Raw genomic sequence first — 14,864 nt, 5'->3', positions numbered from 1 at the left:
TCAGAATCCGCAAAACCGGCAACATTATACTCATCTATAACTATGTCACCATCGCTCAGATTCGTATAATATCTGTCGACGCTTGCCTTTGCAGCCTTTCCAAGTACGAAATAAGATCCAAATCTATCTACCTTAAATCCTATTTCCTGACTTGTTTCATTTCCAGCCATATCCTTAGCAGTCACAACCAGAGTATAATTGTCATCAACATTCTCGCTCTGTTTAAAGTTAGAATATGAATATTTCTCACCATTTGAAACCGTCTCGGCGCTGTATGCCACATCATCACTGCCAGCTTCGCCTCTTGTGCCGGTCACACTTATTGATATGCCATCCTTGTTATAGTTTGTATCCGTTACAGATATAACCGGCGATACCTCATCTGTGTATACTCCATCCTTTTCTACCTGCGATATGCTAATCTCAGGAGCAGTCATATCAATGGTAAATGAATCATCAACTGTATTTGATGCAGTATTTCCCGCACTGTCTGTTGCGCTTACCCTTATACGGAACTTTCCATCTGCAGAGAAATTGACTGTCGCAACGTGCGTATCACCATTTGATGTAAATCCACTTGCTCCCGGAGCTGCGGATGTTCCATCCTCCGATGTTACAGCTATATTAACTCGTGAAGCATCAAAGTTATGCTCCTCAACCCTTATTGTAGCCGTTCTGGATGCATTGTAATATGTGCCATTCTGAGCACTGTTATTATCGTACGAAACCTCCAATACAGGTGCTGTCGCATCCACTGTGAACTTTCCTGACGAATAATCATTTGCCTTATTATCAGCCTTATCTCGACATGTAACTGTAAGAATATAATCTGCATCGTCTGAGAATACATAGTCCATTACATATGTATTACCATCCTTACTGAAGTTATTCTTAAGCTTAGTCACAACACCATTCTTAGACACTGACACAGTAACCTTTTCAGGATCAAAATTCACTTCATCAATTCTGATATGTGCCGTTCTTGCCCTGTTGTAGAAGTTTGAGTCATTATTTGAATCATATGTACAGCTTATAACTGGAGCTATGGTATCAATCACATATCTGCGATATACACCAGATGTAATTACGTTTCCCGCATTATCAGTGAGCGTTGCCATCACACGGTGCTCTCCCTCGTTTTCTTCTGCGGAACCTATCGTGTATGATCCACTGAACTTTGCCTTAATGGATGTTTTATCAGTATTATCACATAGAGTCTGAACGTTTCCATTGTCCTTAAGCACAACATTCTTTATTCCCGAGAAATCATCATTTGCCTTTATTGACAGGCTTACATTCTCATCCTTGCCATAATAATATACGTTACCATATTTTGTTGCAATTGAACTGTTCTCAGTGATATCCACAGATGACGTTCTCTCATGAAGATTACTGTCCTCTCTGACTACACCAAAATACTTTGTCACATCCTCTTTGCTCTGATATGCCTTATTGCCTGCAACATCATATACAGTTATGTTTATTTTACCCTTAAAGTTCTTGTCTATAAGCTTGGTAAACGCCTTAGTTAGCTTCTCTCCTGATCCGCATGTCCATACCTCAGAATCAATTGTGTCACTGTTCTTTTTATCTGCCGATTCAAAATCAATGACAACCTTTCCTACTCCACTGACATCATCATTTGCACTGAATGATAACTGGATTGCTCCATTGGAGAAGGACTTATAATCCTCGTATTTTGTATCGTCAGACATCGGCTTAACAGAAAAACCGGATATATTGGCTGATGTCTTGTCATAATAAAATCTCATAGACAGCCTGCATATGTTACCCACAACATCTTCAGCCTTAAGATTTACTGTATACTTTGCCTCAGCAGGAATCTTGCAGCTTCCGGTACTGTATGTGCCATCATTGTTCTTGACAAACTGTGTGGCCTGACCCGGATATGTAAATGTATCTGTTACGATCTTCTTGATATCCTCTGCGCTCTTTGATGAGTCGCCAACATTAGCAATATCAACGCTCTCTACACTTATACTTTTAAGATTGTTCTCAACAGCCTTTACTCCCCATGCGCTATTACTTGATGCGTTAAGATATGTATAGCTGCTGTCTCCAAACTCCTTGTTCGCAGTCAGTACAGGAGCAGTGTTATCTACTGTAAAATGTGCATGAAGCATATTATCCAGCTTATTTCCTGCAGCATCCTGAACATCCATATACACATCGTATACGCCATCAGCATCACTACCCTTAGGTATATCAAATGTTCCTGTTACGTCATATGCTCCCTGCTCTGTATTTTCTGATACACTTATATTATCTATTGCAATCTTGTTGTTCTGATTTCCAGCCTTAACGTAATAGAACTTGATATAAGCTGTATCTGAGCCATACTCCTTATCCACATCTGTTTCATATATTCCAAATGAACCATTTACTGTGAAATAAACACTGTTTCCAGCCTTTGTAAAACCATCCTTAAGCTCATTTTTATACTTGACTGCGCCACCCTTTATCTGTGGAAGTGCACCAATATCACAGGTGATCATAGTACAGTTTCCGGATTTGTCAAATGTATAGAAATAATACGTATTCCGAGCGTCATTGCTTGGATTCTTATCTGCAGTAACTGTAAGCTCTGCTCTTCCTGAATTGACGGATATTGTCTGATTACTGTACTTACTCAATATCTTATTTACACTGTCCGTAGTCGTATTATTTACATCGATATCTGTCAGCTCGTGATCCGAATACACAACCTTGTCAACAAGGCCTGACTCTGGATCGGATATGTCAAGTGTCACAACCTTCTTATATGCCTCAGGTATTTTCTCAGATGCATTGTCTATCTGAATTTCTGTTGAGTTCTTTGCATAAAATTTCATGTATGAAACCTTTGCTTCAGGAGCATTGAGATCAACATATACAGGGACTTCATCCTTCTTATACTTGAAATTATTCTTATCCGTAGAGGAATCCTGATTTTTGTTATCACCTATTGCTTTGGTTGTAATATTTACTTTAGTTTCCTTTTCAAAATAGCTGTTACTGTCGTCTGCATATATATCTTTCTGAGATGAGTCTCCTATTGATGTATATGCGCCATCATTTACCTTATAGGATACAACCTTATCAGTATCAAAGCCCAGTCGGAGGAATACCGGCCTATTCATCCACACATAGCTGTTGTCAACCATTGTCGGGTAAGTGGTGTTGTTTTTATCTACATATACATAATTGAAATTGTCAAACTGACCATACTTCACCGTTCCCTTGATAGAAACCGTCTTCTCAGTATCACATATTTTGTATGTTGCCTTAATCTCAAATGTAGAATTCTCCTGAGCATCCTCCGCAATTGTGAATACTCCGGTTTTTGCATTGATCGACTCTATTGCAGCAGAGTCAGAGCTAAATTTCACGCTATACTCATCTATTGCATTCTCCGGTTTCACGTTTCTCGTTGTGAAAAATGCAGTATATTTATATGTAGGATAGAACTCGTTACTCTTTATATTCTTTGCAAAGGACAATACTCCCTCGCCCTGTGCATCGGAAGTCTCAATCTGAACTTCATGATTATTTCCATCAAAAGCTATATCTACGCTCGTCTGAGAATACACCGTGCTGTCAGATTTGCCAGAAGCTGTTGAAGTAAATGCCAGGTTATTTCCATTGTCAGTTATACTGCTTATAATTGGCTTTGGTGAATTTGCCTTTATTTTTAATGTTATCTTCTGATTTTTTAAAAGAGTATATCTGCCATCTATAGCTGTCTGGTCATTTTTTCCGCTGACAGCTAAAATCTCTACATTGTCAGGATACTTAACCGTAAGATATGTCGAATTCGTCACAACTTTTGTAGTTACCTCTGCCAATGCGTTTCCATAAGCATCTATACCGGATACTTTCACATAGAAATTCTTTTCCGAGATATTCTTTACAATTGAACTGAGCTCTATTTCACTTGTTCCATCTGATGTAACAAGCTCATATGGCTGTCCCGCAAGAGACTTTCCATCATCTGTTCCAATTATATCTACACTGTATTTTCTTTTGCCCTCAAAGCTTGTGTTTATATTAAGCTTATAGCTGCCGTTATCCTCAGATACATATGCTCTGTCAATTCCATGTATTATATTTATATCTGAATCAACATTGCCGGTCCATGCAGTAAAATCACCCTGAAACGGATAGAATCTGACACTCAGCTCATCCCCGGCTTTCAACTGGGAACCCAATAAATCAAAATCATAATATTCTTCATCCACATAATCTTTAGTGTGAATACAGCTTGCACATATAGACCCTATCCAGAACTCCACCTTATCAACACTATTCTTGAATTCTTCTCCATTGTCTATGGCTACCCTCAAGCCCGTTGTAACCTGTCCAAGCCCGCTTTTGATCTCATTCTGTATAAATGTGATATCACCGACTCCTGCCGGTTTTTTAAATTCTTCTGAAGCAGGCTCTTTGAGCTGATCCTTCTGGCTCTGCCCATCCTGTCCGTCCTGAGATACAGGTGTGCTCTCTACTGCTCTTGATGTAAGTACACTTCCTGCATTTGCGGTTATCATAATCACAACCAGTGTCCATGCCATCAACGCTTTAAAAAACCTTGATTTTCTCATTTCTCTTTGCTCCTCTCTTATACTTATATGATTTCTTCTGTATTAATCAGAATTATCTGCTGCGTTATATTGAACACACTGCTTCTTGTTGACTTCTCCGGCTTTGCTTTGGCAACCAGAACATCAGTCGCCCCTGCACCACCGCCATTGTTTGATAACAATACAGTGTTTTCAGAATTTGCCAGCTTGACAGTCGAATCAATGTTACTCGAATTCTGCCCCGCCAGCATTGTCGTCTGCATTTGTCCGGCATTCATCTGGTATGCACTATTCTGCTGAACACCAGGTGGCTCAGGCTGTACAGTTTTTCTTTTCTGTACCGACTTATGCCGTGCAGTCTGTGCCTCTGTTCCGACATTCTCCGTGATCTCCTTGATCTGGCGTTTTCTCTCAATACCTGTGAGGTTCATGAACACCCTTGGAATACGAAACACAATAAACAATACAACCGCTGCAACAAGAAATACACATGCCGCTATCATACACACAAGCCACGCTGTATGATATGTATTCATGGTACGTTCTATCTCATCTACACTAAGTGACATTACTTCTCACCCCCAGTCTTACCTGATCCGGTGACTGCACTGTTCACCTTTCCCCGCGCTGTATCTATAAGGCTGTCAAACACTCCATCATAGCTGTTACCGACAACCTCCACCAAAGCACCCTTTACCTGTGTCTCTATGTTGTCTATCATTTCATACATTTGGGACGCATCTATATAACCGTTATATTCCCTTGCCTTTGCAACAATCTGGTTAAGAATAAGCTGATATGTATACGCTTTGAATTTATCATCAGTATAATTGTCATCCTGTGATATCGTGAGGTCATACAAGCTTACCAGATCATCCCACTCGGCAGAATAATCTACATCCTCATCAAATATATCCACTCCGCTTCCACCTGAAGAATTCACATATCCTCCAAGCCTTATGAAAAGTTTTGCATTTGACGCATTCTTATTGTTGTTTTTATTTCCATCCGAATATGGTTCAACCTTGCTAAACCACGCTATTGCGTCGGAGCTTCCGTTATTCATATATGCCCACAAATTAAGTCCGAGATTGTAACAGAAATTGTAATATTCAAGAGGATCTGCTTTTTTGAAATTATCCAGATGTCCATCCTTTTCAATCAGTTCCTTTATACTGTTGAGCTCATTGAATGTTATCGATTTATCCCCAGAACCCTGAGGCTGTCCATTCTCAAAATATTCAAGATACTTAGTACGTATAAGATCATATGTCTCAGGTGAAGTATCATCCAGGCTTAAAGCATTGCTAACCATGTCTTTAAACTCCGATTCCGATGTCGCCGTACCCGCATATGTATAATACGTATCAAAGTTCTGACTCTTGTAAGATTTCTCTTTGTAATTCATATATCCTGCTGTACCAAAGAGCGCCGCCGACAACACAACCGCCGTTGCGAATCCGAACATTTTTCTTTTCTGTGATTTCTTATATGTAATGTCCAGCTCGTTGTAATGCTCCAACGCATACATCAATTCACTACATGACTGATATCTATCATCAGGGTTCTTTCTGGTACATTTTAGAATTATCTCTTCAAGTCCTGATGAAAGCTTCGGATTCCACTGTCTTATCGGATACATCTCATATGGAGGTTTAGCCGGATTATGACCAGTAACCAGATGATACATAGTTGCTCCCAGGCAATAAATATCCGTTCTGGCATCAGTCTGACCATGCCCTCCAAACTGCTCCGGAGCCGCATATCCCTGAGTTCCAAGACAGGTTGTATCCTCCACCATGTTCTTATTTTTGTATTCTCTGGCAGTACCAAAATCAATAAGCATAACATTGCCGTCAGGCTTTAGCATTACATTGGACGGCTTCATATCTCGATAAATAATAGCCGGTGTTCTGCTGTGAAGATATCCAAGCACATCACACAACTGTTTTGCCCAATCGATCACGTCCTCCTGCGACTGGGCTCCCTGTTCATTGACCAGAACATTTAAAGGATTACCTTCGATATAATCCATAACTATAAGGAAGGTACCATCTCCATCTATAACATCGACTATACTCGGCAAATGCGGATGCTTTAGCCTTTTAAGCATGTCCGTCTCTACAACAAGCCCCTGCCGTATTACGTCAAAGTCCTTCTTGCCATCTTTTCGGACCTCCTTAATCGCCCACTGCTTATTTGCCTTCTCGTTCATGGCAAGGTATACAACACTCATACCGCCCTGTCCGATTTTGTTCAGGATCTTATATTTTCCATCTACAAGAGAACCTATCTCAAGCATAGCGCTCCCCTCCTATGATACTATTCTCGCCATTGCAACTGATATATTGTCCGTCTCTGCCCTGTATTTATTGAGCTCTGTGAGATATTCCATATTATTCTTCATTCTCACCTCATCCGGAGTCATTCCGGCGTTCAGGTATTTATATATCTCGTTCATGCCTATTTTGTGTCTGAAACCGTCGGAGCACAGAACAAAGCTGTCACCAGGACTGGTAGTTCCTGAAAAGAAATCGGGAAATATATCATCCGAAGCACCTATACACTGCAATATTACGCTTCGCTGAGGACTTACCTCTGCTTCCGCCTCTGTCATTCTTCCCGCATCTATCTCTCTCTGAACATATGAATGGTCTTTTGTTATAAGCTCTATTCCATTGCTCAATCTGTATGCTCTGGAATCCCCCAGATTGCATATGATATACCGGTTACCGTAAAATAATGCAGCCACAATCGTAGTACCCAGACTTATTCCATTTACTGCTCCATATGCTTTTATTATTTCATTCTGTTTTTTTAACAGATCATTCCATTCCCTGCGCACACCGTCATCGCTGAATCCGCTGCCAACCAGATAGGTTAATCTGTTGGCAAACCAGTCATTTAAGGCTCTTATAACCGTGGCAGATGCCAATTCTCCTTTAGCAAATCCACCCATTCCATCACATACGGCAATCAGTGAAATTTCACCCATATCCGTATCAGCCTTAACAGCGAGAACCGAATCCTGATTGGTACTCTTTTTTATTCCGATATCACTATGTACAACTAATAAGCAACTCATAAACCCTCTCCTCCATTTCGGCAGATTTAGTCGTATCTAAGTTCAAATTCCTCATCGCCCAGCTTCACTCTTGAACCTACACGAACCATTGTTTTACAGTTACTTGTTATCTGCTGATCATCAACAAATGTTCCATTTGTTGAATTAAGATCCTCTATGTAGCAGGCATCATCAACTCTATAGAAAATTGCATGACATCTGCTGATCGCCGGATTTCCATCTATGCATATGTCTACAACCTCTCTATTTTTACCGATTCTGTTTGTTTTCTTATCTAAGTATATCTTTCGGCCATTCTTGACCTGATACAAATATGGATGTCTCTCAACCTTTGTTGCCGCATTGAGCACCGTTGTTCCAGCATCATCCGTATTACCAGTATTTTTTATAAGCGTTGTCTGATCATAGTCATCCTGCATTCCGCCCATCGCTGGCATCTGTGGTGCCGGATATGGATTGTTCATAACTGGTGCCTGTGGCTGTGCCGGTGCTGTCTGATATGGACTGTTCATAGCCGGTGCCTGTGGCTGTGCTGGCGCCGCCTGATATGGATTTGCCATTGCTGGTGCCTGTGGCTGTACCGGCGCTGTCTGATATGGATTTGCCATTGCTGGTGCCTGTGGCTGTGCCGGCGCTGTCTGATATGGATTTGCCATTGCTGGTGCCTGTGGCTGTACCGGCGCTGCCTGATATGGGTTATTCATTACTGGTGCCTGTGGCTGTGCTGGCGCCGCCTGATATGGATTGCTGACAGGCGGTTGCTGAACTGCTGATGCTGCCATCGGCTTGATCACTGACGCCTGCTTCTTAGCAACAGGAGCCTCTGTAGCTGTATTCCCTGACTTCTTTCTCTCCTTTGCCGCTTTATATTTTTCTTTATTTTCTTTGCTGTAATGCTGCATCAGATAAAACAATGAGATGTCATCCTCTGATGAACCGCTATTCTTATTTCCCTTAGATGCTTTCTTTGCGGGCACTGCAGGTGCTGCTGCTTTCGGCTTACTTGCGTACTGGTTTGTACTCATACCTGGAACTGCAAATCCCATATCAACATTCTCCGGTGCTATAGGATTCTTTGCCATCTCTCTGGCTCTTTCTTCTTCCTGCTGTTTGAGCATTTCCTCTCTTTTTGCCAGTTTTATATCCTTTGCACTCGCCCCAGAGGATACATATACATTCTGTATAGCAGGTTCCTGGCCAATATCTGTCGGTCTGTTCTGTGGCTGTACAGGTGGAACCGGCTGCTGCATAACAGCAGGTTTCATATTCATCTGCGGCTGTGCCGGAGCTCCCGCAGGAGTCTGCTGATAAGGATTGTTCTGCGTGTAAGGAGCACCCATGGCAGGCTGTACATTCTGCATACCGACCGCAGGCTGCTCTGACATAAGCCCCTCAAGCATCTTCTTGAAATCCTGAAGCTGGAAGAGCTCAACACTATTCAAATAAGCAAGTATCCTTGCCACATAGTCTCCGTTCTCATTTGCCGCAAAGCTGACAGAGAAAATAATGTTTTTAAAGAATTCCCTCTCATCTATAGGAGCAAACTCATCTACAACAGGCACGCATATCATAGATACGTCTGATGTCGACGCATCCACATATATGTAGTCTCTGTCCAGCATGATTGTTCTTCTATCGAGCATATACGCATCAAGCATCTGCATTGCATCCACAATATTGACGAATGTCTTAAGGAGACGCATCTTGCGGACATCTCCCATAAAGAGCTTACTGAGCGTTACATGTGACGACACATTGTACTTGATGAATTTCTGATTATCTATCTCTGTATATATAGCCGGAGCAAACCCCTTTATCTTATTGTTGGTCAGCATACCAAGAGCCATTGTATCTATCGGTCTGTCGTCAAACTGATATACAAGATATGTATTCTGTCCCTGATTTTCATAAGTAAATCCCTGCATGTGTGTTCTCTCCTTTACTAATTCTCGTATCTAAGCAGTTTTATCATCTGCCATGTTCCACAGTCCTCTACAAGGGCGTTTCCTGCATCATTAAAGTCTCTGGCATCACTAAATATATTTTCAATGACCATTTCATCATTTTTATCTATATAGCCCCATTTACCATTTTTCTTTACTGCTGCCACTCCATTTGCAAAGCTTCTGGCATCCTCATATTCAGGTTCAATTACCTGTTTTCCAGAGGCATCAACAAAGCCCCATTTGCCATTGATCATGACTGCGGCATAATCGCTTCCCGGATTAAATAATCTTGCATTATCAAACACACCATCACCAATAACATTTCCATCTATGTCATACATACGATATTTGCCATTTTGCTTTGCAAAATAACTATTTCTATATGCTATGCCTTTATCGTCAACAACTATATCTGTATATACCTGATCAGTTACACCTTCCCCTTTCTCATTTATGAGTTGCCATGAATTACCTTTCCTAACTGCTGCATAGCCATTTGCCATGGCCATAGCTTCGTCATAGCCCTCGCATATAAGTTTCTGATCATCTGTATAATAAGCCCACACTTCTCCGTTAAAAACCGGAATAGCGTCACACACATATCCAATACCTTTTACATTGTCTAGTTTATTAAGTACCTTTTTCTTATTTCCTTCCATATCAATGAAATACCAGATATTGTTTACAGTCTCTACAGGTGCAATATCATTGATAAATGGACCAGCATATTTGTATTTACAATCTATTACCTTTTTTCCTGTACTATTTATATATCCCCATGTACCATCACCATCTTCCCCCATGGTGATCGCACACAAACCATTTGCAAAGGTATCAACCTCTCCATACTGATTTCCGAGTTCATACAACCACTCTATATCCGAATATATTTCCTCTAAACCCTCATCGTAGAGCTCTTTGTTCTTATATTTCTTATAAAGTGTATATATCTCTGAATATTCCTCATAATTCATATATATCTGCGCACTCAAGGTATATGCCTGACCCTCATATGGAAATGTATTCACCATAGTTTTAGCTATATCCTGTGCCTCATTTTCCTTATTATCAGCCATATAAACTTCTGCCAGCTCATTGTATATTTCAAGGCTTTTATTCATCTTTAAGGCTTCAAGATAATCCGCTTCAGCATCTACATATATTTCATAAGCCGCTGCATCTCGCGCCTGTTTTATATAATCGTTATACTTGTTATCTGATTCCGTATTATTTTTCATTGTTGAAAACACAGATATTATCAATAATCCTGTTAATGCCGGTGGAAACAATGCTCTATATTTCATAATTATCCTCTCCTGTGTTAATTAGATTCCTGTCAAAAATATTGACAAATAAGTTCCTATTAAAATTGCCGGTGCAAATGGGATATTATCCTTTCTCTTCACCTTTTTAGTTATCAATGAAAATACCGCAATAAAGAACGATACTACCAATGCACAGAATATTGCTGTCCAAATTCCCTCTAAACCAAGGTATAGCGCCATAACACCAAAAAGCTTAACATCCCCCATTCCTATTGCCCCTTTAACAATCAGGCAACACAGAATACAGGCCACTAGCACAGCAACAGTTGCAATCAACATAGAAAACAATCTATGTGCCACATTACCAAGAAGTATAAGCTCTGGCACAAGGATAATCGCTCTGGCTATCAACATAATTTTTAAAATGTCATTAGGAATTTTCTTCTTTTTAAAATCGATATATGCAATCGGCCACATCATAGACACGAGAATCATAAGTTTAACATTTATAACAACCGATCCACTATAAATATAGATAATTAGATTAGCCAGTAAAATATTCATCATAAACATGGCAACTACAAATGCCTTATTTACTGAATGTTCCACCTTCTCTTTCTTTTCATCTTTACTGTGCTCATATCTAAACAGATATAGATTTAGAATATTTACCAATATTGTGATTATATTGATCAATACATAAGAACTAATTTTCATAACAATTTCCCCTACTCATCTTTCTTGGATCCAATTCCAGTATTACTTCTTCTTCCATTAGTCCAAAGATATGAGATAGTTCCACTGTGGAATTGAAATTTCACATCAACGTTTAGAAGTTTTATTACATTAACTTCATAATAAACCCCGGCTACCAGAACATCATTTCCTGTTACCACGGCATGTACTGTTGGTTCTCCATCCATTTTTAGCCACTTTGCCAGTCCGCTTGAGCTTCCATTTTTAGACAATTTAAATTCTCGTTCAAAAAGATTTTTTATTGCCAGCGTTGATACCGTATTACTTATGATTCCAGATAAACTTGTCTGTCCAATCATCTCAGACATTTCACTAAGTGTTGAATTATTAACTCCCCATTCCTTCATAGCATCATTTAATTCCGTACTAATTTGTTGAGCAGTAGCAGACGATTTACCACCAGTTGGGCTTCCAGTTTCTGCAATTCCCCCAGCATATGCAACATATGTCATTTCAGAAAATTGTCTTACTGCAGAATTAAGTGCAACCTGAACCTTAGCTTGCGCATAACATATATTCACTATTGATAAAATTGTGAATATTACAAAAACATATACCGGCAATGCAATAGATGCCTCAACAACTATTGCTCCTTTATCTCTGTTGTTCCTCATAACCTCAACCCTCTCTTTATTTTTAGAGTTATAAACTCTATTTCATTTTAGTTTTTGTGTCATATTTTGTCAACAATTAAACCTTTAAATATATTAATAACATTCTTAGAGTTATTTGCTCTACGACAATGCTAAATAAAAGGATGCTATTAAAACCATCCTTCTCTAACCCTGTCAGCATTATTTTGCTGCTATAAAATCAGATACGGCATTTGAACCAAATACATCCTCCAATGTTCCATACGTTATTGGCACATAGCTTATAGTCACATCTTGAATATTTACCCTCAATGAGCCCGCACCCGAATCACTGGTCTCTGAAACAATTATTACAATTCCATAGTCTTCAAACTGCCAGCCAATATAAGTACTATATGCAGTCACTGATCCAATCCCATAATTCTCAGGGTCTTCCATTCGATTCACGTATTCCTCTGCATCATATATTGCACCAGTTCTCGTATTATTGTCATCACTACAAAAACAGCCAATATAATTTGGTGTACCCAACAAGTAATATAATTTGTCCATCAACAAATAGATTTATTTCTAAAAAAGGCTTATATTTCTCATTATCTGTAACACTTTTTCGAAATATCCACGCCTCTTCATCATTTCCCTTTTTGTCTTTTTCAGAATCATCAACAGGTTATGGCGAACCGCAACCGATCTCCTTTGTTAAATCGGAGTAGCTTATTCCACAACCTGTAAATAGCATAACCGATATAACAAACATGCATGTTAATACTCTCTTTTTCATTAGTTTCCCCCCATTTCTCAATAATGCACTAGAGTATGTTATTGAAAAAGGATGGCTTAAGTTAAGCCATCCTAAAAACCAAATAAATCTTACGTATTACTTAGCCGCCAGAAAATCAGATATTGCATTTGTACCAAACACATCCTCCAATGTTCCATAGGTTGACGGCACATAGCTTATACTCACATCATGAACATTTGCTCTCAATGTTCCTGAACTTGAGTTACTTGTCTCTGAAACATATATTGCAATTCCATAATCAGCAAACTGCCAACCAATATAAGTACTATACGCTGTTACTGAGTCACTTCCATAATTCTCAGGATTTCTCATATTACCAATATATTCTTTTGCATCATATGTTTCTCCTGGTCTTGTCTGATTATCCTCATCGCAAAACCAGCCAATATAGTTTGGAGTTCCAAGCATATCATATAACTTATCCATCAACAGATATTTGCCATCTTCGTCTGGATTGTCATTACACATATTGTTATATTCATCCTCTGTAAGTCCCAGAGTATCATAATACATAGCCGAAGGTCCTAACATCCAATTACCATCAGAAATAGCCTGCTTGATATTTGTCTCATTGCTGTCATCTTCTTTGCCCAATAACAGATCCGGCATATACGAGTATATTGTGCCTGTCTTATCTAATATCATAAAATCCAAGCTTGTAAAACTATCTGTATAACTATCAACTATAGATGAAAGAGTTCCCTGATCTACTCCACCAGCTAATACCTGATAGTCCATAAGGCTATCTATATTGATTGGTAATGTCAGTTTATCTGGAAACAGTGCAGCACCAGATGGTTCATCTAACACGGCTTTATCTGTAACCTCTTTTCTGAGCACCCAGGCTCCAGTACTATCATCTGAAACAATATTTTTTTCCTCCGTTGCATTCTCATCAGAGGATTCTGTTTCCTGAACAGTGCTCTGTTCTTTTGTACTCTGAGTATCTCCACTACCAACTGTATCCTTTCCACATCCTACAAGCATTGCTGAAAGTGCAACGCACATCGCTCCACAAACTAACTTTTTACGCATAATAATCCTCCTAGCAACTAGTTATTTTTCTACATTTTAACTTATCTAATACCCTCTAGTGACTTCTATAGTATACCTGTTCCAACTGCCATCCGCAAGGGAATCTTTATAATCACTCGCAAGAGGTTGATCCATCATAAGTGGTGACACATCTATCTCAGATGTCAACGTAAATAATGTCTTTGACTGCTTTAACGAAAATTGTGGATGATCTTTATCAACCTTTTGCATATTTGCTTCTATCAAGCGGCCTAATCTGCAATACGCTTTATTCGTTTTATCATCACCGCTTTGGAACATTGAATACAGGAATATAAACAAATAGTCACTGTATTGCATGCAAATACCTTCTCCCTTCTTTGGACTTTTGGGATCAGATATCCCTACATCATCTTTTGAATCCCCTTTCTTATTTATACTGTACGACCACTGCTCATCGCTAACCTTATATACCTCCAGTGGGATTCCCTTATTCAGTATCTTCATATCCTGTATACTTTCAAGGGCTGCAAGCAACGCTATAAGCACGGCCTTTGTAACTGGAGCAGGAATAATGTGCCTGGTTATTTCCGCTATCAAGTCTGCCGCACCATTTATTACATCGGCAGTTGTATTCTTTCCGGCAGACCAGAAATTCAAGTATCCAGATGCAAGATTAAGCGCCAGCCTTATCTCATATATGTTTGCATATGCCGACTTAAGATTTTCTTCATTTGTTGAACCATATAATACGTACTCAACCTCTGCATTGAATGCAGCATTATTTGCATTATTTATCATATGGTTGGTGAGGGATTTATTG

General features: G+C 39.5%; 11 protein-coding genes. All 11 read right to left on the bottom strand.

Features of this window, described 5'->3' with window-relative positions:
* Positions 1–4,601: Ig-like domain-containing protein (locus tag ABUA34_RS07565; protein ID WP_349823103.1), on the bottom strand; the 4,601-nt coding region annotated here is incomplete at its 3' end.
* A gap of 23 nt (positions 4,602–4,624) precedes the next feature.
* Positions 4,625–5,149 (bottom strand): hypothetical protein, encoded by a 525-nt coding sequence (locus ABUA34_RS07560; RefSeq protein WP_055222437.1) that lies wholly within the window; start codon positions 5,147–5,149, stop codon positions 4,625–4,627.
* Positions 5,149–6,882 (bottom strand): serine/threonine protein kinase, encoded by a 1,734-nt coding sequence (locus ABUA34_RS07555; protein ID WP_082431230.1) that lies wholly within the window; start codon positions 6,880–6,882, stop codon positions 5,149–5,151. Before ABUA34_RS07555 ends, ABUA34_RS07560 begins: the two co-directional genes overlap by 1 nt.
* Positions 6,883–6,894: 12 nt before the next feature.
* Positions 6,895–7,665, bottom strand: coding sequence for a PP2C family protein-serine/threonine phosphatase (locus tag ABUA34_RS07550; RefSeq protein WP_055222436.1), 771 nt, complete (start codon positions 7,663–7,665; stop codon positions 6,895–6,897).
* Between the two features lie 26 nt (positions 7,666–7,691).
* Positions 7,692–9,590 (bottom strand): DUF6382 domain-containing protein, encoded by a 1,899-nt coding sequence (locus tag ABUA34_RS07545; protein WP_055146170.1) that lies wholly within the window; start codon positions 9,588–9,590, stop codon positions 7,692–7,694.
* A 17-nt stretch (positions 9,591–9,607) separates the two neighbouring features.
* Positions 9,608–10,915, bottom strand: coding sequence for a WG repeat-containing protein (locus ABUA34_RS07540; RefSeq protein WP_022217493.1), 1,308 nt, complete (start codon positions 10,913–10,915; stop codon positions 9,608–9,610).
* Between the two features lie 21 nt (positions 10,916–10,936).
* Positions 10,937–11,593, bottom strand: a complete 657-nt coding sequence (locus ABUA34_RS07535; protein WP_022217492.1) for a prepilin peptidase — start codon at positions 11,591–11,593, stop codon at positions 10,937–10,939.
* 11 nt (positions 11,594–11,604) lie between these two features.
* Positions 11,605–12,246 carry a TadE/TadG family type IV pilus assembly protein gene (locus tag ABUA34_RS07530; RefSeq protein ID WP_022217491.1) on the bottom strand — a complete coding sequence of 214 codons (642 nt, stop codon included), beginning with the start codon at positions 12,244–12,246 and terminating at the stop codon, positions 11,605–11,607.
* A 180-nt stretch (positions 12,247–12,426) separates the two neighbouring features.
* Positions 12,427–12,777, bottom strand: a complete 351-nt coding sequence (locus tag ABUA34_RS07525; RefSeq protein ID WP_022217490.1) for a hypothetical protein — start codon at positions 12,775–12,777, stop codon at positions 12,427–12,429.
* Between the two features lie 325 nt (positions 12,778–13,102).
* Entirely contained in the window at positions 13,103–14,062 is a 960-nt protein-coding gene (locus ABUA34_RS07520; protein ID WP_022217488.1) for a hypothetical protein, read from the bottom strand.
* A 45-nt stretch (positions 14,063–14,107) separates the two neighbouring features.
* On the bottom strand, positions 14,108–14,842 hold the full coding sequence (locus ABUA34_RS07515; RefSeq protein WP_349823102.1) for a DUF5702 domain-containing protein: 735 nt from the start codon (positions 14,840–14,842) through the stop codon (positions 14,108–14,110).
* Positions 14,843–14,864 lie beyond the last annotated feature (22 nt).

The organism is Coprococcus sp. RTP21428st1_C9_RTP21428_210409, assembly GCF_040227395.1.
GTDB lineage: Bacteria > Bacillota > Clostridia > Lachnospirales > Lachnospiraceae > Coprococcus > Coprococcus aceti.
This window is presented reverse-complemented; position numbering and strand designations above follow the sequence as displayed.